Annotated in this window: 18 protein-coding genes; 1 reads left to right on the top strand and 17 read right to left on the bottom strand. The window is 54.6% G+C overall.

All coding sequences use genetic code 11. The features are described 5' to 3' along the window. Nucleotides 1-4: 4 nt before the first annotated feature. From cobA to PLF13_10120, 11 genes are all read right to left on the bottom strand, one after another. The gene (gene cobA / locus PLF13_10070) at nucleotides 5-1555 is read right to left on the bottom strand and encodes a uroporphyrinogen-III C-methyltransferase (protein HOP07624.1); all 1551 of its coding nucleotides are present in this window, start codon (nucleotides 1553-1555) and stop codon (nucleotides 5-7) included. Then, nucleotides 1552-2469 carry a hydroxymethylbilane synthase gene (gene hemC / locus PLF13_10075; GenBank protein HOP07625.1) on the bottom strand — a complete coding sequence of 306 codons (918 nt, stop codon included), beginning with the start codon at nucleotides 2467-2469 and terminating at the stop codon, nucleotides 1552-1554. Before hemC ends, cobA begins: the two co-directional genes overlap by 4 nt. A gap of 18 nt (nucleotides 2470-2487) precedes the next feature. Further along, nucleotides 2488-3132, bottom strand: a complete 645-nt coding sequence (locus tag PLF13_10080; GenBank protein ID HOP07626.1) for a bifunctional precorrin-2 dehydrogenase/sirohydrochlorin ferrochelatase — start codon at nucleotides 3130-3132, stop codon at nucleotides 2488-2490. Continuing rightward, nucleotides 3129-4355 (bottom strand): glutamyl-tRNA reductase, encoded by a 1227-nt coding sequence (gene hemA / locus PLF13_10085; GenBank protein HOP07627.1) that lies wholly within the window; start codon nucleotides 4353-4355, stop codon nucleotides 3129-3131. Before hemA ends, PLF13_10080 begins: the two co-directional genes overlap by 4 nt. A 21-nt stretch (nucleotides 4356-4376) precedes the next feature. Beyond that, the gene (locus PLF13_10090; GenBank protein ID HOP07628.1) at nucleotides 4377-6077 is read right to left on the bottom strand and encodes an FAD-dependent oxidoreductase; all 1701 of its coding nucleotides are present in this window, start codon (nucleotides 6075-6077) and stop codon (nucleotides 4377-4379) included. Between the two features lie 95 nt (nucleotides 6078-6172). Continuing rightward, complete coding sequence (gene nrfD / locus PLF13_10095; GenBank protein HOP07629.1) at nucleotides 6173-7372, bottom strand: polysulfide reductase NrfD; 1200 nt, start codon at nucleotides 7370-7372, stop codon at nucleotides 6173-6175. Nucleotides 7373-7379: 7 nt separating this feature from the next. Then, the gene (locus tag PLF13_10100) at nucleotides 7380-8180 is read right to left on the bottom strand and encodes a 4Fe-4S dicluster domain-containing protein (GenBank protein HOP07630.1); all 801 of its coding nucleotides are present in this window, start codon (nucleotides 8178-8180) and stop codon (nucleotides 7380-7382) included. Then, nucleotides 8180-8563, bottom strand: a complete 384-nt coding sequence (gene dsrJ / locus PLF13_10105) for a sulfate reduction electron transfer complex DsrMKJOP subunit DsrJ (GenBank protein HOP07631.1) — start codon at nucleotides 8561-8563, stop codon at nucleotides 8180-8182. The genes PLF13_10100 and dsrJ overlap by 1 nt, the downstream gene beginning before the upstream one ends. Then, nucleotides 8556-10181: a (Fe-S)-binding protein gene (locus PLF13_10110; protein ID HOP07632.1), complete on the bottom strand. Its 1626-nt coding sequence runs from the start codon at nucleotides 10179-10181 to the stop codon at nucleotides 8556-8558. Before PLF13_10110 ends, dsrJ begins: the two co-directional genes overlap by 8 nt. A 2-nt stretch (nucleotides 10182-10183) precedes the next feature. Beyond that, a complete protein-coding gene (gene dsrM, locus PLF13_10115) occupies nucleotides 10184-11182 on the bottom strand; it encodes a sulfate reduction electron transfer complex DsrMKJOP subunit DsrM (GenBank protein HOP07633.1) in 999 nt (332 codons plus the stop codon). Nucleotides 11183-11215: 33 nt separating this feature from the next. Next, nucleotides 11216-11770, bottom strand: coding sequence for an RsbRD N-terminal domain-containing protein (locus tag PLF13_10120; protein ID HOP07634.1), 555 nt, complete (start codon nucleotides 11768-11770; stop codon nucleotides 11216-11218). Between the two features lie 799 nt (nucleotides 11771-12569). Here PLF13_10120 and PLF13_10125 point away from each other — a divergent pair. Further along, nucleotides 12570-13847, top strand: coding sequence for a hypothetical protein (locus tag PLF13_10125; GenBank protein HOP07635.1), 1278 nt, complete (start codon nucleotides 12570-12572; stop codon nucleotides 13845-13847). 101 nt (nucleotides 13848-13948) lie between these two features. Here PLF13_10125 and PLF13_10130 read toward each other — a convergent pair whose 3' ends face one another. The 6 genes from PLF13_10130 to dsrA form a co-directional block, all read right to left on the bottom strand. Continuing rightward, on the bottom strand, nucleotides 13949-14266 hold the full coding sequence (locus PLF13_10130) for a TusE/DsrC/DsvC family sulfur relay protein (protein HOP07636.1): 318 nt from the start codon (nucleotides 14264-14266) through the stop codon (nucleotides 13949-13951). A 70-nt stretch (nucleotides 14267-14336) separates the two neighbouring features. After that, the gene (locus tag PLF13_10135; protein ID HOP07637.1) at nucleotides 14337-16031 is read right to left on the bottom strand and encodes an NAD(P)-binding protein; all 1695 of its coding nucleotides are present in this window, start codon (nucleotides 16029-16031) and stop codon (nucleotides 14337-14339) included. A 173-nt stretch (nucleotides 16032-16204) separates the two neighbouring features. Beyond that, nucleotides 16205-17692 carry a hydrogenobyrinic acid a,c-diamide synthase (glutamine-hydrolyzing) gene (gene cobB / locus PLF13_10140; protein ID HOP07638.1) on the bottom strand — a complete coding sequence of 496 codons (1488 nt, stop codon included), beginning with the start codon at nucleotides 17690-17692 and terminating at the stop codon, nucleotides 16205-16207. A gap of 30 nt (nucleotides 17693-17722) precedes the next feature. Beyond that, nucleotides 17723-17968: a hypothetical protein gene (locus tag PLF13_10145; protein ID HOP07639.1), complete on the bottom strand. Its 246-nt coding sequence runs from the start codon at nucleotides 17966-17968 to the stop codon at nucleotides 17723-17725. A 10-nt stretch (nucleotides 17969-17978) separates the two neighbouring features. Then, a complete protein-coding gene (dsrB, locus tag PLF13_10150; protein ID HOP07640.1) occupies nucleotides 17979-19058 on the bottom strand; it encodes a dissimilatory-type sulfite reductase subunit beta in 1080 nt (359 codons plus the stop codon). Between the two features lie 58 nt (nucleotides 19059-19116). After that, nucleotides 19117-20319, bottom strand: coding sequence for a dissimilatory-type sulfite reductase subunit alpha (gene dsrA, locus PLF13_10155; GenBank protein HOP07641.1), 1203 nt, complete (start codon nucleotides 20317-20319; stop codon nucleotides 19117-19119). Nucleotides 20320-20326 lie beyond the last annotated feature (7 nt).

Genomic DNA, 20326 nt, shown 5'->3' on the forward strand with positions numbered 1-20326 from the left:
TTCGTTATCCCTGCTTCTCTTTGGTAAAGTAGCTGACTAAAGCCTCAATGACACCCGGTAATGAATGTTCGGCCGCCTCGACCGTAACCTTGAGACCGTACGATTCGATCATGGCCGAGGTTGACGGTCCGATCGAGACAAGAACAGCTTTCTCAGTCAGTCGAGCTAGCTCGCCGACAGAGAATTTCTGAACGAGCCCTTCGGCCGTCGAGCCGGAGGAGAACAGAATCACATCGGGCGGGAAGTCAAACAAGCGGTTACGATATTCATCGGGCCATTCCGGATGATATGTATGGTAAACCTCGAGCGGCAACACCGAAGCACCGGCCGCGGTCAAGGTGTCGTAAACGGTATTATCAGAAAGATTCCCCTGCACCCGTACGACCTCGGCGCCGGCCAGGGAATAGGTCTCGCATAACTCCGACGCCAGTCGCGCGACGGTAGCTTTGGTCGGAATGAAATCGGCAGTAAGAGCATGTTCGCGCAAGGCACGAGCCGTGCCGTAACCGACCGCGGCGATGCGGTAAGCTGCCAGGTGGCGGACATCGCCGACCTTCTCAGCCAGTTGACGCATGAAATAGCGAACGCCGTTTTCACTCGTGAACAACAGCCAGCGATGCGATCCGGAGAGACGTTTTATTTTGCTCCAGGCGTTGTCATCGACCACCTCACGAGTGGCAATAGTCGGATACGGAAGGACTTCCGCGCCTAGTTCACGCAACTCATGATAAACCGAACCGGCCTGATCGGCCGGGCGCAGCACCATTACACGCAAGCCCGAAAGAGCTTTGCCGCCGTACCAGTCCAGGGTGCTGTGAAGCTCCACGGTCTCACCGATCATGAACAACGCGGGAGGTCGAATGGATTCTTGTTGAACCAGATCCGGCAGCGTTCCCAGCGTTCCGATTACACGACGCTGGGTCGGCAGCGTTCCGCGTTCAATAATCGCGGCGGGGCGATCAGGCGACATGCCGCCGTCAATAAGCTGACTCACGATCCCGGCCACTTCGCCGACGCCCATGTAAATCACGAGCGTGCCGTTTTTCAGGCGGGCGAGGTCATCCCACGGTACGGAAGAAACATCCTTGTCTTTAGCCTTATGGCCGGTAGCGAAAGTTACCAGCGAGGCACGCGTGCGATCGGTACAGGGGATGCCGGTGCAGGCTGCGGCCCCGATGGCGGCAGTAATACCGGGAATAATTTCGTAAACGATTCCGTGTTGCTTAAGATAAGCGGCCTCTTCCCCACCGCGCCCGAAGATCAGCGGATCGGCGCCTTTGAGCCGTACGACCGTTTTGCCTTCACGGGCAAGCTGAACCAGGAGAGCGTTTATTTCATCCTGAGGAAGGGCGTGGTCGGAGGCCTTCTTGCCGACATAGATCAACGCCGTTTCGGGTGGCAGAGAAATAATTAACTCCGGCGGGATCAGATTGTCGTAGACCACGGTGTCGGCCGACTCCAACAGGCGCTGACCGCGTACGGAGATAAGCTCCGGATCACCCGGACCGGCGCCCACGAGATACACTTTTCCGACATCGTTCTGTTCGGCGGTCATCGTTCCATCAACTCTCTGGCCCCCTGTTCGATCAGGTCCGCAGCCACTTGCCGGGCGAGGTTCTGCTCGGTTTGTCCGGATTCCGCCTCGGCAAAGGCATGAAGTCTGGTTTTGCCTGATTTGTCAAGTACGACGGCATCGAGCAAAAGCCGGTCGTTCTCGAAACGGGCATGGCATCCGACGGCAGCGGCACAACCGGCATTCAATTCGGATAGTAGATTGCGTTCGACAGCGAGACAAACACGGGCTTCGGGGTCGTCGATGAGGGCGGCATCGCGAAGGATGATGCCGTTGTCGGCTCGCGCCTGAACCAGCAGAAATCCCTGGCCGCCGGCCGGAAGAAAGGTCGATAAATCGAACAAGTCGGCAATGCGCTCGGTCAAACCGAGTCGAGTCAGTCCGGCTCGGGCCATGATTAAGGCATCGTATTGGCCGTCATCGAGTTTGGCGAGCCGGGTTTCGACATTGCCGCGAATCTCCTTGATCCGTAAATCGGGGCGAACATGCAACAATTGCGCGGCGCGGCGCGGTGAACCGGTACCGATCACGGCGCCCTCAGGAAGATATGCGAAGGTCGTTCCTGAATTGGCGACCAGGGCATCTTCCACGGGTGCTCGCGGCGGAACAGCAGCCGTCACAAGTCCTTCAGGCATAACCGAAGGGAGATCCTTGGCGCTATGGACAACGAGATCAAAACGCCCCTCGAACAAGTCAGCCTCAAGTTGACGCGTAAACACTCCCGGCTCCGGCATCTGCGAGAGCGCGGTGGTGCGATCCCGGTCTCCTTTCGAGATCACCTTAACCAGCTCGATCGTAACATCTCCCAACGCCTCAGTCAGAAGCTCACTGACGATACTTGACTGAACCAGGGCGAGACGGCTGGCCCGGGTACCGATTTTAATCCGGCGCGGCATGATTATATTCGTTCAGGATCAGTCACCGGCCTTGAGCCAGTCGCGAAGAATCTCCTGAACCTGTTCATCCTTAGGATTCTCTTTCAAAAGGTCTTTCCAGTCGGCGTTGAGAAACATGCCGAAACATTTCAGCCGGGCTTCCTGATCGTCAGGTCCATCGGCGTGTATCATTTCGCGAAACTGAACGGCATATTTAGCGATACGGGTCCAACGGTCCGGGAATATGTCGTCCATAATCAAACGCAGATAACCGGAAAGGTAGGGTGCTTTGCCGTCGGTCGAGATCGCCACGGTTAACGGCCCGCGCCGGGTTACGGCCGGCATGATGACATCGCACAACTCCGGCTGGTCGACCACGTTGACCGGCACCCCGGCAGCGATCGCTTCCTCGTACACCTGCTTGTTGACCGCCTGGTCGTCAGCCGATGAAATCACCAGGCCGAATCCTTTTACGTCGCCGGCCTGATACGGACGCTTTTCCAGCGTTACCTTCTTGCGCGAATGGTAGTATTCGATTTTCTCGACCACCTCCGGCGCAATGACGGTGATAGTGCTCTCGAATTCGAGGAGCGTGTTGATCTTCCGCAGGGCCACTTTGCCGCCGCCGACGACAAGACACTTGCGCCTCTTGAGCGAGAGCCCCACCGGGAGGTATTCGTTCATGACCTTCCTTTCTTTCCGTTTTCACCCTGCTCCGAGACTCGATATTTAACCTGGGCCATTTTATGCGCCATACGCTCGGCCGCTTCACGAACGGCGCGATGATACTGCGACGGCAACAAGTTGAAAATGGGAGCCAGTTCCTGATCCTTAATCGCCTCGAATTTCTCGGACAGGCTGTCGTATGTAAATTCGTGCTTAATATGATCGTACCAATAGGCGAACTCCTGGAGCCGCTCGGCGATAATCGCCTCGGCATTGGGAATCGCCGCCGCCCGCTCGCTCTGACGCTGGTCAACGAACGCCTGAACATCTTCCATGTCAAGCAGCTTCAAACCGGGATGGAACTCCCCGGACACTTCGACATCGCGCGGAATAGCAATATCCATAACGGTCAACTGCTTGTCGGGCATATCCGTGAATAAGTCGTTGAGCATCTTACGCGTTACAATCGGCTGCTCGCTGCCGGTGCTGGTAAAGACGATATCCGCTTCGCGCAGCAGAGCGGGAAGTTCATCCAATCCATGACCGGAGCCCTTGAATTTCGCGGCAAGGTCTATCGCTTTCTCGGGCGTGCGATTGGCGAAAACGAGCTTTTTGTGATGCAGTTTACGCCAGCTTGAAGCGGCCAGGCTGATCATGCGGTTGACACCGATGAACAACACGGTAGGACGAGTCGATAAATCGAGCCCGGAACGCAGCAGCTCTATTGCCGCCGAGCTAACCGAGCAAGCCCCCCGGCCCATTTCGGTATCGGTGCGAACCTGTTTTCCCACCCGGAACGCCTGGTGAAAAACACGATGGAGTATTTTTCCGGTCATTTTCACCCGACACGACGAGCTATAGGCCTCTTTTACCTGTCCGAATATCTGATTCTCACCGAGGACCATCGAATCGATCCCGGCGCACACCCGAAAGAGGTGACGGGCAACATGTTTCCCTTTACGCTGGTAAAAGCATTCTTCCAGACGTGCGATATCGATTCCCCGGTATTCCTGGTAGAATTGACAGAGGAGATCGAAGGGATCTCTTTTACGGGGACCGACAAAACAGAATTCGACGCGGTTACAGGTGGAAATAATTACGGCCTCAACGACGCCGTCGATCAAACCGAATTTCTCCAGCGCTTCGGCCGCATCTTCGGGGCCGATTTGCAGAGGTTCACGTTGTTCGACCGTCGAGGTCTTATGATTGATGCCGCAGAGAACTAAGCGCCATTCCGTCATCGTCTCACGAATTCCTCAATCTTATCCGGCCAGCTGGCGCTTCAGCATCGAAGCACCGCCGCCGACAATTCGTAGTCGGTTAAAGCCCGCCTTTTTCAGAATGACCGCCGCCTGATAGGATCGCGGTCCGCGCTGGCAAATAACCGCAATTTCCCGCTCCGGGTCAAGCTCTCCGATGCGTTCGGCCAAATCCTCGAGCGGGATTTTATGAATACCTGCAAACAGATCGGGATTGAGCGGCAGGGGGTCGGTTTCGACTTCGGTGTTCGTTCGGACATCAAGAAGAACCGGCTTGCCCTCGGCTATCGTCGCCTCCGACGGGAGTGTAAATCCAAAGCCGCGTTGCTGCGCTTCAGCCATTGAGGCTAACTGATGCAGGGGATCGAGTGCCTCGGAGTAAGGCGGTGCATAGCCATGCTCGAACTCCAGCAAATCGGCCACGGTCGCCTTGCGCCCCAGGTATGATGAAAAAACATCGACACGACGACAGATATTCCCCGGACCGGCCACCTGAATACCGAGCAGTTGCATATTGTCGGGACAATAAACCATTTTTGCCGTGAAGAATGAACTCTCGGGATAAAATTCAGGTTTGTCACCGAACGTTCCCCATACCGCGGCAGCATTCAGACCGGCCCGCTTAGCGGCTTCTTCGCTGAGACCCACGGCGCCGACGTTGACGTCGAACACTTTCACCAGAAAGGCCCCTAATACACCCGGAAAACGGCTGTTGCCGTCGGTGATATGGTCGGCGATAACTCGTCCGTGGCGATTGGCCAGCGAACCCATCGGCAAAAACAACGGCTGTCCGGTGAGAATATGGACCGACTCGACACAATCGCCGCCGGCGTAAATACATGGATCACTGGTCTGCATATACTCATTTACGGCAATACCGCGACTGGGACCGATTTCGAGTCCACAGTCAACGGCCAAATCGGTGGCAGGATGCACACCGACACACAGGAAAACGTAATCAACCGTGACCGGTTCCAAACCGGTAACGTGCAGGGTCAGGTGTTCTCCGTCTTTGACGATTCTTTCCACTCCGGCGCCGGTGTGAACCGCTACCCCCTGGCGCTTCATCTCGGCTTCGGCCAACAACGCCATTTCCGGATCGAGAGCATACGGCAACACCTGCCCCTCACGCTCGATCAGGGTCGTTTCGATCCCCCAGAGCCCGGCGGCCGCCTCGGCTAACTCGCAACCGATAAAACCGCCGCCGATAATAGCGACGCTTCCGATTTGACCGGTTTCAGCCAGTTTGCGGAAATGGATGGCATCATCGGGGCGCGTGAAATTGCGCACACAGTCGTCTTCCGGGATTTCGAACGGGGCTTTATTCGGCGTTGCCCCGGTGGCCAGCACCAGATATTCATAGCCGTGAACAATCTCGCGGTTTTCTTCGAGAAGTTTCACCCTCACGGTCTTAGCTTTGCGGTCGATTGCGATTACTTCGGCGGACGGCACGGCCGTGAAACCACGAGTGGCGGCGAACCATTTCTCATCGCGAACAACGCCGTATGCCGTTTTCATTAACTCGTTGAAACTGCCGACATCGCCGGAGGCAAAATACGGCATACCGCAGGAACCGTAGGAAAAGAGCTTTTCCTTTTGAAAAAGGGTGACGGTGACGTCGAGACGCCGACGCATAAGCGCTGCCGCAGCCTTGGGTCCACAGGCAACACCACCCACAACCACTATGTCTGATTTGTCGTTCATTTTACCTTTTCACACAGAAAGATACGGGGTTGCCCATCGGCAACCCCACGCATATAGTTCATGATCACTCCGTTTCCGGAGTCAATCGGTTAATATCATACTTTCGTCGCGACCGGTACGTCTTCTCCCTTAATCCGGTTTTGGACTACATCGCCGCGAACCGACAGCACCACTTTGTACAAAAGGGTTACGATCAGCAAGCCCAGCGCATAGACAGCCACGGAGATCATCAACTCCGGAACCGTCGGTACATACGACGGGACATGACCCAGGACCGACGGCACGAAACCGGTTACGATCAAAGCCAGCCCCTTATCGATCCAGAGCGAAACGAAAACCGCGATACAGGCAATGGCCAGGATCGGCTCGCTGTGACGGAATTTCGGCACCAGCAACAGCAGGAGCGAGAAGATCGCCAGGATCGACGAGAAATACATCCAGGGACCGATCCAGTTGTTCTCCGCTATCCCACCGAACATGAAATGGAAATGCGCCAGATGTTCGGGAATATCCGAGTAGTAAGCGGTGAAAAACTCCATCGCTACCAGGAAGACGTTCACGCACATGGCGTAGGTAACGATTTTACCCAGGTTCTGGATCGCTTCCTTGCCGGGATCGAAACGGGTCAGTTTGCGCAGGATCATCACGAAGAGGATCAGCAGCGCCGGACCGGCCGAGAACGCCGATGCCAGAAAGCGCGGAGCCAGCACGGCGGTCATCCAGAACGGACGAGCTGCCAGACCGGAGTACAGGAAAGCGGTCACGGTGTGAATACTGACAGCCCACGGGATCGAGAGAATGATCAGCGGCTTGACCCATTTCGGCGGCGGGATGGATTTACGTTCCGCCCCGAGGGTGGTCCAGCCGATAATCAGGTTCAACAACAGGTAACCCATGAGCGAAACCATATCCCAGAACATCATCGAATGCGGCGTCGGATGCAGCATCACGTTCAAGACACGGGTCGGCTGACCCATATCGACGAAGATGAACAGCATACAGACCAGCACCGACGGTATCGCTACGAATTCTCCCAGAATGACGATTTTGCCGAACAGTTTGTAGTTATGCAGGTAGTAAGGCAACACCACCATCACGGCCGAAGCAGCCACCCCGACCATGAAAGTGAACTGAGCGATATAGAAGCCCCAGGTAACGTCGCGGCCGAGACCGGTGATACCCAGACCCTCGTTAAACTGGCGGATATAAAAGAGCACACCGATACCTATAAGTACGAGCAGCCCGATTACCCAGGTCCAGTATTTCTTGTCTCCTATAAGTGCTTTTTCTAACATTGGTACCTCACACTACATAGTAGACTTCAGGGTTAGTACCAAGCGAGGGCCGACGACGAATCGTATAACGCTCCTGGAGGATTTTCCGAACCTCCGATTCGGGATCTTCGAGATCGCCAAAAATAAGAGCGCCGTGTTTACAAGCCTCGACGCAGGCGGGCATTTTGCCGCGCGCGAGTCTTTCCTCGCAGAACGTACATTTCTCCACGACCCCTCGGGTGCGCGTGGGATAGTCCGTCTTCATCTCTTTGATATGCGGCCGGGGATCGCGCCAGTTGAACGAGCGCGAACCGTACGGACAGGCGGCGACACAATAACGGCAGCCGATACAGCGGTGCCAGTCCATCATCACGACGCCGTCGCTTTCACGACGGAAAGTGGCGTTGGTCGGGCAGACCCGAACACAAGGCGGATTATCACAGTGGTTGCAGAGCACCAGCGTCGGCATGTGGTTGAGACCTTCCATCTGCAGCGGATGATCCTGGTCCTCGAAAACATGTTCGAAAGACTCCTTCCAGATCCACTTGACTTCGTCCTTGGGGTTGTCGAATTCCGGGACGTTGTGGATCAGGTGGCAGGCCTTGGAGCAGTCGGAGCAACCTTCCTGTTCATTGCATTTGCGTAAGTCGATTACCATGGCCCAGCGCTTCGCCGTAAGCGGTCCCTGATGAACCGGCGGCTGCGTCGTACTGTCGACCGGCGTGTTAGTGCTGTCAACGTTTCCGAAGGCGCGGCTGACCGAACCACCGGCCAGTCCCAGGGCGGTAAGCGAAGATACCTTCAGAAATCCTCTTCGATTGATACCCATTACTTAGCCACCTCCTTCGGCACGATATGACAATCCCAGCAATAGGGATCGACACCGGCGTAGTTATGGCACTGATCGCAGAACTTGTCCTTGTTGACATGGCAGCTCAGACAGGTGTTCGACAGGCTCTTTTCCATGGTAGTGCCGTCCGGTCCGGTGAAGAAACGCTCCTGTTTGCGGACGACATCATCGCGCCAGGTGTTGAGCAGGTCCATGTGGTAGCCGGTCATATAATCGGTCGCGGCCACACAGGCTTCACCCAGCGGTTTTTCCAGCACCGGCCGGTAGTCGGCGGTCTTGCTGGCGACGTTATACCAGATCGGGAAACTGATCAAAACCAGGAAGATGATCACCCCGACAATAACTTTCCCGGCATCATGCATCTTCGGTTTCCTCCTTCTTTTCGAGACCCGGCAGCGGTTCGCCTCTCAGATCGGTTTCGCGCTTTTCACCTTTCATGACCAGCGCATTTCCGAGCATCTCATGAATACCGGCTACTTCGACCTCCGGCACCCAGTATTCCATCAGCGGCGGAAGGGTCGCCTTGTCGATGGCACAGATACACAGAAGGGTATTAACGCCGTTTTTATCGTGTACGTAGCGAACGGCGTTGGCACGAGGGAGGCCGCCCCGCAGACGCATTTCCAGGTTTTCATCCGTGCCCAGTCCGGCTCCGGAACCACAGCAGAAGGTCTGTTCCCTGATCGTGTTCTCCGGCATTTCGGTGAACTTGTTACAGACGTTGCGAATCACGTAACGCGGTTCCTCGATCAATCCCATCGCTCGGGCCGGGTTGCAGGAGTCGTGGAAAGTTACATGGCGATGGTCGTTGCGGCTGGGATCCAGTTTCAATTTGCCGTTGCGAATCAAATCCGAGGTGAATTCCATGATATGGACCATCTTGGTCGATTTGGCATTCTTGAAAACGGTACCGGTGATCGGCGATTTCGGAACTTCGAGAAAATCAGCCGGACCGTTGAGGGTGTCCATGTATTGGTGTACCACCCGCCACATGTGACCGCATTCACCGCCCAGAATCCATTTCACACCGAGGCGCTTAGCCTCCATGTACATCTTGGCGTTAAGCCGCTTCATCATGTCGACTGAATGGAACAAACCGAAATTGCCGCCTTCGGAGGCATAACAACTCCAGGTATAATCCAGGCCGATCTCGTGAAACAGCATCAGATAACCGAGCAAAGTGTAATAATGGGGCGAGGCAAAATAGTCGGCCGACGGAGCGATAAACAGAACCTCCGCTCCCTTCTTGTTGATCGGCGCCTCAACCCTGATCCCGGTCAGCTCCTCGAGTTCATCGACCGCGAATTCGATACTGTCGACAAAACCATGTGGCTGAATCCCGAGGTGGTTGCCGGTTTGATAGCAGTTGGCGGCGGGAGTGGTGATCCATTCGATCGTCACACCGATCAGGTTCATCAACTCGCGAGCCATCATGGTGATTTCAGCGGTGTCGATACCGTACGGACAAAATACCGAGCAGCGGCGGCATTCGGTGCATTGATAGAAGTAGTAGAACCATTCCTTGAGCACCTTGACGGTCAACTTGCGGCCGCCGTTGAGTCCACGCAGAATTTTGCCGGCCGTAGTGAAGTCGTTGCGATAAACCGAACGCATCAGTTCGGCACGCAGGACCGGCATGTTCTTGGGATCGCCCGAGCCGATGTAATAATGGCATTTGTCGGCGCAGGCGCCGCAACGCACGCAGATATCCATGAACAACTTGAACGATCTGAATTTTTCCAGGCGTTGCTTGAAACCATCCAGGATAATCTTCTCCCAGCCGTCCGGCAGCGGCCATTCTTCGTCGTGCGGCTGCCATTTGCCCATGGTGGGCAAACCCAGATACTCGAGCTTCTCGCTCACCCCGGCGTAGTTATAGAATCCTCTCTTGAACTCTACACTGGGATCGGTCCATTTCTTTTGCGGCAGACCGTAATCTATCTGGATCAATTCTTCCGGTTTTTTCATTTTCTCTGCCATGGTTACTCCTCCTTATCCAACGGGAGGCCGGCAGCTCTCATGAGATCCCGGTATTCGTCTTCGTATTCTTCGTAGGTATGCACCTTAACCTCATGGCTTGGCCACGGATTGATGTAGCGCTTCATCCGGTTGTTGTTGGCCATGTTGCGGGTCGGACTCATGAATACCCCGGCCATGTGGACCAGCTTGCTGAACGGGAAGTAGATGAAGAGACAGCTCACGAAGAAGAGATGGATGAAGAACAAGATCCCGATTCCCTCGGGTGTCACCGGGTGTAAGCTGATCAGCCCCATACCCAGTTCCTTGATAGCTACCAGATCAGTCTTGTAAAAATACCTGAGCAGAATGCCACTGGTTACTATGGAACCGATCAGCAAGAGCGGAAAGTAATCACCGAGCAGCGAGATATAACGCATGCGCGGTTCCAGCACGCGACGGAAGAAAAGATACGTCAGGGCCAGGACGATAATGATATCGGTCATGTATAGAATCGGGAGACCAATCTGGAAAAATCCGTCCAGCGTCTGGACTACATAAACGAAGTGCGGAACGGGTTCGGCAAAGAACTTAAAATGCCGAATAAAAATGATGAGGAAACTGTAATGAAAAGCCAGGCTGCCCAACCAGAGCCATTTGTTGGAGCCATAGACCAGCTTACCGCCCTCTTTCAGTTCCTGCTTGGTATTGCGGAAGAGGGAGCGGAAAAACAGCACTTCCATCGCCATCCGCACCAGCACTCCCCAGAACGTATGAGGAGCCTCGATTTTGGATGACTTAATCCAGTCGTGCGTTTTCTGCTGGCCGCAGGTGGTCGGAATCCGAAACGGCACCGGCGATTTCGCCCAGCGAAATACCCGAGCCACGATCCCTACCAGGAAAATCACGATGGCAGAGTACGGTATGATCACCCCGAAAAGGTATTCGAGGTTGAGCACCCCGACACCTATCAGCGGGATCAAGAGCAGTACAATCACTGCCAGGATCGCCACGAAAATACTCATAGGTTAACGCATTCCTTCATCGAATATGTTCTCTCAATGCTTCTCTTCTTCGTTGTCGTCTTCGTCTTCATTATCCAGGGAATCGATATCGATCCCGCGTCGATTCAGATGATCCACCATCTTATAAGTCCTGCGCTTAGCCTCATTGACTTTAATCTGCGCCATCTGATCGCGACAAAGAGTGTACAAATCGAACGCCAACAACGCCAGCCGGTCGATCCGGCCTTCCAGCTTGCGCAGTTCAGTCGCTACTCGGGCATCATTGAGGGAGCCCCGCACCTGCTCGTAAATAACATCCTTGAGCAAATAAACAAAAGCGGTAGCCTGGGCCGGTGTGAACTCCTGCACAGCGCGAATCCGGATAATTTTATCGAGCGCCTGCGCCAGCACCGAGCGGCTCTCTCCTCCAACCAGTTCATCGAAAAGAACCTCGGTTTGCTCCCGAATGGCATGACCGACCGGGTTGGCGAACTGGTTTTTGCGATTGGTCAAGAAATTGGCCGAATCGGATGGATAAGTATCAACAATTCGGCTACGCCATTGAGTAATTATGGCGTCTCGTTTTTCGTTCAAAAGACTCGCTAGCATACGACCTGCATTGGCCGTAACCACCTCATACCATCCCCTGCTCGTGGTCCCCGGCTCGTTAAAAGTTTCACAAAGTCAAATGCCTTCAAACCTATAAGTTATTAGTTTGTACCATGCAGTCAACTGTTATTTTGTGAACAACGTAACTATCTGTGAGGCATTATTCTACTATAAGAAAATACGTGGCGGGAATCAGGACGGCAAAAGACCATTTTATCGGGGAAGCCGATCGAAAATTACCTATGATCTTTTTTTATAATTGACGCCCATCAGTTACCACCACGCTGCATATTGGCCACAACCACCATCGCGACGATTTCAGTCCCGGCATCAGCGGTTTCGGTATTGACTTAAACGGTGGCTCTATAATTGGGTGTTTCCTCAGAATGACGACGCCGAAAGAAGGTATCGTCGGGTGTCTCTACCCGATGGGATTGTTGACAAACCTCAATTGCGGCGGAGACAAGCCCCGCCGCTACGCGTTAAAGAGCCCTAACCTCGTGTAGCGGGCGGTTTTGTGTCGCCCGCATTACTGACGTGTCTTGCTGAACATCCGCGCGTACGGCGTTTTCAACACTCCCCGATGACCGTCTACGATCCAACCATTGCAAAAACAAGTATCGGGAATCTTGTTGGAATACTCCCCAAAACCACTATATTATGAATAGGTCGGTTATGGATTGAGGGGACCATATTTTGGTTGCTGCTTTTTTCATATCATGTCGTTGCTCAGTCGGGTGGTCGGATAGTCCGGCAACCTTGTACAACTTTGATATCTCTACCTTGTGAGGAGGGTACTGTGAAGATTCGATATCGTTGTTTGACAACTTCAGTAGCATGCCTTGTTTTCACCGCCGTTGGCCCGTCGACCTCATTTGCCGGGGAGCAAGTGCTACCCGCCTGGGATACGCTTTCGAACAGCCACTTCTCGTTGACCGTTTCCAACAACGGCAACATGGGTAATCAGGGAATCGGCGGCGTCAATCTGGATTTCTTCAATTTCGGGGACTGCGATTTTGTTGAGGAGGGCGCCACGGACACGGTTCCGGGTGATGCTTCGGTCTACCTGTACGACGGCTCGCCGGTGATCTGCTGGCCCGACGGCGACTCGGTTATATGCAACTATTCCATGTTCGGCTCCAACACGGATGACGGCTTCTCGTTCCTTCCCCAGGGAGACGCCAGTATCACGAGTGAAACCTGGGGATATGTTTATCATAGCTCGTTCACGACACGTGACGGTGCTCTGATGATCGAGCAAGAGATAATTGCACCGCACGACGGCGACACCTGTGAGTTTTTCGTCAAGTACCTGAAGATTTTCGTCAACGACGGACAAACTCATTCCAATCTCGCGATCGGCGAGGCCATTGACTGGAACATTCCGGCCGACTCCGGCGTGTGGAACCGGAGCGAGTTCGATACCAATCGCAGGATTATCTATCAGATCGGCTCCGAGATCTGTGATTCACTCGGCGATGCTCTGGAGTGTCAGGACAACGACCTGCGCTATGGCGGCATGGTTTTTTACATCGGCATGGATAATTACAACGCCTCCTATGACTTCGCCGGGGCGATAACCGCGGCCAATGCCGTATACATTGATCCGCTGGGGCGTTTCGACAACGACTCACTCTACGGGTTTATGTCGAATGCCGATGGGTATAATATCTCGGACTCGACTGACGCCGATCTTTTCACTCTATGGACATATCGCTCTAACTACACGCTCGGTCCGAACGACACCCTGAAGATATATACGTTCCTGTCTACCGGTAAAGATGGTGAGAGTGATTTCCTGAGTAAGGTGGATAAAGGTCGCGTCTGGCTGGAGTCTCTCATGCCAGTATCTGTTTGCATACCGGGCGATATCAACAACTCAGGCAGTGGTCCCGACATCAGCGACTTGGTTTACCTGGTCTCGTATATGTTTTCCGGTGGTCCGGAACCTCCCTGCATGGACATAGCCGACATAGACCGCAACGGCAACAATCCCGATATCGCCGATCTGGTTTATCTGGTTACATATATGTTCCAGAATGGACGAGACCTTCCCGCCTGCTACGGCTGCCGGTAAACGACTGAGCCAAGTCGTGAATAGTTTGTCTTACCGATAGAATAGAAAACGCCCGGGGCTGATGCTCCGGGCGTTTTTGAAATCAAAACGATTGCGGTCGATCACACACAACCGGTCGGCTTGGCCAGGCCGGCAACCTTACAGGCGCCCTTGGCCGGTCCCGACGGGAACAGCTCGTAAACCTTCTTGAGCGGGAATCCGGTCTCTTTGCAGAGCTTACGAATCATGGGAGCAATCCCAAACTTCAGGTAATACTCACGCAGGTAGTTGACCAGCTTCCAATGCTCTTCGGTCATATTATCAACGCCTTCAGTCGTAGCCAACGCCTTGGCGACATCCTCACTCCACTGTTCCGGCTCCATCATGAAACCGTCTTCATCGACCTCAATGCTGACCGAGCCTTGTTCAAATTTCGGCATCGTGAACCTCCATCAATACGATCAATTATAGGTACAAATGTCCATTCTTTTTCGTTTCAAACAAAACAAACTAATGCATTTCGATATATCCGCAAGGGCATTGTTCGGAACACTTTTTACACCCGGTGCAGACATCATGCTTGAAATAATACTCCTCGGCGCCGATCACCGGTCCGCCCTTCTGGGACGGTTTCTTGATCGCCGAATCCTGGCAGAGCGACCAGCAGGTGCCGCAGTCGAAACAAAGTCCGCAGCTCATGCAGCGTCCGGCCTCGGCGACCGCCGTTTCCAGATCGAAGGTGTAGGTAATTTCGGCCGTAAGGCTCTTAAGCGCCTCGTTCGGATCCATGTTCTTCGGTTCATGGCGCTCTTTGGCCTCGTAGTACTCGTGATGCATCTTGTCGAGCTTAACCGCCGGACCTTTCTTCTCATCCGGCATCGCTTCACCCGATATCGATTCGTGAATCGCTTCGGCGGCGCGACGACCGTGATGAATAGCATCGATCACCAGCCCGAGGTTGGTGTTGTCGCCGCCGGAGAAAGCCTTTTCGATCTTGGTCTTGAACTTTTCATCGACCTTGATCCAGTCTTTCCCTTCGACGAAATCCTCGAATCCGGTGAAATCCGGAGCTTGCGAAATTGCCGTCACCAGAGTGGTGAACTCGAGATCGAAAGTGTCCCCTTCAATCGGCACCGGTCGGCGACGTCCCGAAGCATCCGGCTCGCCCAGTTGCATCTTCTGGCATTTCATACCGGTCGCCCGGGAACCGTCGTTGTAGATTTCGATCGGAGCGGCGAGATAATGGATCTCGACTCCCTCGGCCAGCGCGCCTTCGATCTCTTCCTCGATGGCGGGCATCTCTTCACGAGTACGGCGATAGAGAATGGTCGCCTTGGCGCCCAGACGGCGGGAAATACGTGCCGCATCGATAGCGGTATCACCGCCGCCGACCACGACCACATTATCGCCGATCTCAACCGCTTCGCCCGAGTTGACTTTATGCAGCAGATCAACACCGGTCATGACATTGGGAGCATCTTCGCCGTCGACTCTCAGGTTCAAGCCGGTATGAGCGCCGATGCCGATGAAAACCGCGTTGAATTCATTCTTGAGAGCGTCGACGGTAACGTCTTTCCCGACGATGGTGTTGGTCTTCAGGTCCACGCCCATATCGAGGACGCGCTGAATCTCGGCATCGAGAATGCTCTGCGGCAAACGATAATCCGGAATACCGTAGCGGAGCATACCGCCGGTTTTCGGGAAAGCTTCAAAAATAGTGACCTGATAGCCGCGCCGGGCGAGCTGGTAAGCACAGGAGATACCGGCCGGACCGGATCCGATCACGGCGATCTTCTCGGAACGCTTCTGGTCGGTAAGCATCGGAGGCGTGAATTTCTTCTCGAGAGCATAATCACCGATGAAACGTTCGATAGCGTTAATCCCAACGCCGCCTTCCTTACCGTTCCGGTTACAAGCGGATTCACAGGGATGCGGGCAAACGCGACCGCACACCGAATGGAACGGCGTCGTCTCGGCAAAAATTTTCCAGGCTTTTTCGAGCGCTTCGTCCATCGGAGTTTCGAGCTGCTGAGCCTTGGAAATGGTCATCAGCATATGGCGAATGTGGTTATGATTGGGGCAGCCTTCCATGCCACAGGGGGCCGGTTTCGGCACACCTGACGGCCGGAGCGGTGATTGCTCGCGCGATGAAACCCCGCCTCCACGAGTCACCAGCTTTTTCTTTTTCTTTCCTATTAAACCCATTGTTACACTACCTTATCGAATAACTGCCTCAGTCGGATCAAGCTTGCTTCCGGCACATGCCAAACGGTGGCGTCTTTACCCGGTCTGCCTGGTAGTGAATGTCGAAAACCAAGTTTCCGGACTGCTGATCTGTTGTTGCTTCGTTATCCTTCATGGCGGCCGCGCCGCATCGTTCAGGCCCCGGCCAGTCCTACCTCTGTTACCATTTTAGCGTCGCCTCGTTCGCGACGGTGCTTATTATTCTCACGCAAGTCGGACGATGCTTTTTTCTCGGTTCCTCGCGCCGACCGATAATCGACCGCGGCCTTTACCATACCATCGGCCCACTCGGGAACGCCGTCGGCGTGCAAATGCGTATAGCAGGCAAGGACATTGTCGACACGAAGGCCGTCGACGGCCCGATTCAAACCCACCCCGCGAATCACCTTCAGGGCGGTAGACTGTTGCAGCGAATCCTTCGGACCGCTGTAGTGGAACTCATGCCCTCGAAACGACAACCCGCGCGGCAGGAACGGATTTTCATCCGTTACTTCCATCTGGACATAACCATGACCGACCGGTCTACGGCTCAGCGTCAGGTCGAGATCGAACACCCCGGCCATGGCATAGGTCGCATCACCGACGGTGAGATTACGGCAAAGATAAATCAGTCCACCGCACTCAGCGTAAATCGGGAGGCCGTCGGCCGCGGCGTTCTTAACCGACTTCATCAACGACCGATTGGCGGTTAAACGCTCCGCCTGCGTTTCCGGGAAACCACCGCCGATGTACAAGGCGTCGATTTCATCGGGCAGCTCACTCGTTTCGAGCGACGACAGCGGCAATAACCGCGCCCCGTGTTCGACCAGAGCTTCCAGATTTTCCGGATAATAGAAAGTGAATACGGAATCGGCAAAGTAACCGATCGTCACCTTCTCGGTTTTTTTATCGATCGTTCGCGTCAAGGACTCCTTCAACTCCGGAGCGGACTGAGCGATGCGCCAGATACGATCAAGGTCAAGATACTTATCAGCCAGATCGGCGAGGATGTCGTGCAGTCTGTCGCGATTCCCGAATTCGGCCGGTGTTACCAGACCGAGATGGCGTCCGGGGATAACCTCGGCCGCTTCCCCCAGCTTGGGAAACACCCCGACAACGGGAATGCCGCAGTAAGTCTCCACGGCCTTGCGAACCACGGCTTCATGGCGTGGTCCGGCCACCCGGTTGAGAATCACTCCGGCGATATTCAGGTCCGGTTCAAACTGCTGACAACCTTTGATCATAGCCGCAACCGTACGCGTTGTTTTCGTCGTATCGACGGTCAGGATCACGGGTGTTCCGAGAAGCCTGGCCAGTGATGCCGAACTGTGAGTCCCCTCGTCGTCCATGCCGTCGAAGAGCCCGCGATTGCCTTCAACCACGGCCACTTCCGCCCCAAGGGCATGACGGGTGAAGCGACTCAGGACCTCTGCCGACTCGACCATGAAGGTATCGAGATTGCGGCAGACGTTCTGCGCCACTTCACCCAGCCAGGCGGCATCTATAAAGTCAGGGCCTTTTTTGAACGGGGCCACCGACCGTCCCTGTCGCCGGAGTGCCGTAATGACACTGAGGCTCGATAACGTCTTGCCCGAGTCACCGGACAGGCCGGCTATCAGGAGACGCGGAACGGTCGCACCCATATTCAAACACCGACCCCGAAAGCGCGCGAACTAGTCGTTCGCGGCGCCTTCTTTGTGCGGAATCTCAAGGAAGCTGCCACCGAAGTACGTATAAACGCACTTGCCGCTGTTCACGAGCTGCTTGATGGCTTCTTTGCAGAGCTTCTTGTCGGCTTCGTCACCAAACAGTTCTATCATAGCTTTGGTGAGATCACCCGGCTTCAGCTTCTTAATCCCTTGGTTTTCCTTCACCATGGCGTACATGGCGTCAGCTACTTCTTCAACAGTCTTAGCCACTTTTACCCCTTTAGAAGGTTAGATGTGTTGACCGTTTGAACGACAGACCGGCATGCTTGAAGTCGTCAATGTGTTCTTTCTGGAATTTGATGCCGGCCATCCGGAAGAACTTCGGCCATCCGATACGCTCGATCCATTCGCCCATTCTTTCGTACTTGCGAGCGTTCTTAGCCCAGAGTTCAACCAGATTCCTAATGGCGCTGGTAACTTCCGGCCACCGCGGCGGGTTGTTCGGAAGGAACGGGATCGCCAGTTTGGAGAACTTCGGTTCCGAGCGGGCGTTGGAAACTTTACCGCCTACCCAGATAGACACACCGTCGTTGTCCGGATCGGCAATAGGCATAGCCGGACAGACGGTGAAACAGTTGGCGCAGAACATACAGCGCTGCTCGTCGATCTCAACCGAGGGGTTGCCGTCGACGGTAACCGGACGAATCGCCGCAGTCGGACAGGCGGCCGAAACACTCGGGATTTCGCACATGTTCTTCACCTGAGTGTGGTCGATTCGCGGCGGTTTGCGGTGAATACCGAGAATAGCGATATCGGAGCAGTGCACCGCACCACACATATTCAGACAGCAAGCCAGAGCAATGCGGAGCTTGCCCGGCAGCTTCATGTTTTCAAAGTACTCGATCAGCTCATCCATGACGCACTTAACGAGACCGGAGGCATCGGTCGCCGCCGAGTGGCAGTGAACCCAACCCTGGGTATGTACGATACTCGTGATGGAGTTGCCGATACCACCGACCGGATGGCCGAGAGCTTTCAGATCGGCAATCAACGGATCGATATTGGCTTGTTCGGTCGTCAGGAACTCGACGTTGTGACGGCTGGTGAAACGCAGGTGACCGCCGCAGTACTTGTCGGCCAGGTCGGCGTACTTGCGGATCTTATCGACACTGATCAAACGGCCGGAAGCGGCGCGCACGGTATACAACTTGGCACCCGATTCACTGACATGCACCATAACGCCCGGTTTCAGGACTTCATGATACTTCCATTTGCCGTAGTTCTCTTTAATGACCGGAGGCAAGAACCTCTCGTAATGAGGCGGGCCGTAGTCTGTCCGCCGTTCGTGTACTTCTGCCATCTTAAGACCTCTATTCGTAAATCGTTATTATCTCAGTTAACCCCGAATTTCTTCGGAACTATTCTTCATCCTCGTCTTCGTCGTCACCGGACAGATCATAGAAGACATAAGGATTGTCACGTGGAGAGGCCACCATCTCGGGCACCGGTTCGACGCCGATGGCATCGAGGAAGTTACCCAGACCGACACGCTGCATGAATTCTCCGACACGCTCACGAGCCTTGCCTTCTTCGCACCAGAGGTCCCAGATCTCCTCGACCAGTTCCTTCAGATCATCGTACGGAGGTTCCGGCTTCCAGAACGGAATCAGCACGGACGACAGCAATGCGCCCTCGATGATCGGAGCCTTGGCGCCGAGCAGAATCGTCGCACCGCGATCTTTTCCGGGAGCCAGAGCTTTCGGCATCACGTTGATGCAGTGCATGCAGCGAACACAATAGGAATTGTCGATATGCAGCTTTTCGCCGTCCCAATCCATGCACTTGCCGGGGCAGTTGGCGATAACATCGGACTCGATATCCAAGCCCTTATCGACATAGTTCTTTACTTCGGCCTGGTTGACCTGGATATCATCGCGCCAGGTACCGATGATCGACATGTCGGCACGAGCGATAGAGGCGACACAGTCGTTCGGACAACCGGAGAACTTGAACTTGAATTTATACGGGAAGGCCGGGCGGTGCAATTCATCCTGCCAATGCATAGTGAAATCGTAGCACATGGCCATCGTGTCGTAACAGGCCCATTCGCAACGGGACATACCACAGCAGCAACTGGGGGTACGCAGGTCGGAACCCGAACCACCAATATCGAAATCCATTTTCTGTAACTCATCGAACACCGGTTCGAGCTGCTCAGTACGAGTGCCCAGAAGCACCAGGTCGCCCGTGGAACCGTGCAGGTTCGTCAGGCCGGAACCTTTTTGCTCCCACATATCGGCGATCTTGCGCAGCACTTCGGAAGTGTAGTACCAACCGGCCGGCTGATTGACACGAATCGTGTGGAAGTGCGAGACATGCGGATATTTGTTCGGCAAGTCGGAATAACGACCGATCACGCCGCCGCCGTATCCCATTACACCAACAATACCACCGTGTTTCCAGTGACCAATCCGCTCGTTGTAGGATTGCTCCAACTGGCCCAGAAGATCGGCGGCCATCGGACTCTTTTCGGCCGCGACCTTAATCTCCTTCACAAAACTTGGCCATGCGCCCTTTTCGAGCTCATCAAGTTTCGGAGTTTTCGGAAGTTCGTTCGCCATTGTAACT

Source organism: Candidatus Zixiibacteriota bacterium (assembly GCA_035380245.1).
GTDB lineage: Bacteria > Zixibacteria > MSB-5A5 > GN15 > FEB-12 > DAOSXA01.

Excerpts from the sequence above, each read along its gene's own strand:
- dsrJ (HOP07631.1), bottom strand. The coding sequence starts at position 8,563 with ATGCATGATGCCGGGAAAGTTATTGTCGGGGTGATCATCTTCCTGGTT.
- hemC (HOP07625.1), bottom strand. The coding sequence starts at position 2,469 with ATGCCGCGCCGGATTAAAATCGGTACCCGGGCCAGCCGTCTCGCCCTG.
- PLF13_10100 (HOP07630.1), bottom strand. The coding sequence starts at position 8,180 with ATGGGTATCAATCGAAGAGGATTTCTGAAGGTATCTTCGCTTACCGCC.
- PLF13_10110 (HOP07632.1), bottom strand. The coding sequence starts at position 10,181 with ATGGCAGAGAAAATGAAAAAACCGGAAGAATTGATCCAGATAGATTAC.
- PLF13_10130 (HOP07636.1), bottom strand. The coding sequence starts at position 14,266 with ATGCCGAAATTTGAACAAGGCTCGGTCAGCATTGAGGTCGATGAAGAC.
- cobB (HOP07638.1), bottom strand. The coding sequence starts at position 17,692 with ATGGGTGCGACCGTTCCGCGTCTCCTGATAGCCGGCCTGTCCGGTGAC.
- PLF13_10120 (HOP07634.1), bottom strand. The coding sequence starts at position 11,770 with ATGCTAGCGAGTCTTTTGAACGAAAAACGAGACGCCATAATTACTCAA.
- dsrB (HOP07640.1), bottom strand. The coding sequence starts at position 19,058 with ATGGCAGAAGTACACGAACGGCGGACAGACTACGGCCCGCCTCATTAC.
- PLF13_10135 (HOP07637.1), bottom strand. The coding sequence starts at position 16,031 with ATGGGTTTAATAGGAAAGAAAAAGAAAAAGCTGGTGACTCGTGGAGGC.
- cobA (HOP07624.1), bottom strand. The coding sequence starts at position 1,555 with ATGACCGCCGAACAGAACGATGTCGGAAAAGTGTATCTCGTGGGCGCC.
- PLF13_10090 (HOP07628.1), bottom strand. The coding sequence starts at position 6,077 with ATGAACGACAAATCAGACATAGTGGTTGTGGGTGGTGTTGCCTGTGGA.
- PLF13_10080 (HOP07626.1), bottom strand. The coding sequence starts at position 3,132 with ATGAACGAATACCTCCCGGTGGGGCTCTCGCTCAAGAGGCGCAAGTGT.
- nrfD (HOP07629.1), bottom strand. The coding sequence starts at position 7,372 with ATGTTAGAAAAAGCACTTATAGGAGACAAGAAATACTGGACCTGGGTA.
- dsrM (HOP07633.1), bottom strand. The coding sequence starts at position 11,182 with ATGAGTATTTTCGTGGCGATCCTGGCAGTGATTGTACTGCTCTTGATC.
- hemA (HOP07627.1), bottom strand. The coding sequence starts at position 4,355 with ATGACGGAATGGCGCTTAGTTCTCTGCGGCATCAATCATAAGACCTCG.
- dsrA (HOP07641.1), bottom strand. The coding sequence starts at position 20,319 with ATGGCGAACGAACTTCCGAAAACTCCGAAACTTGATGAGCTCGAAAAG.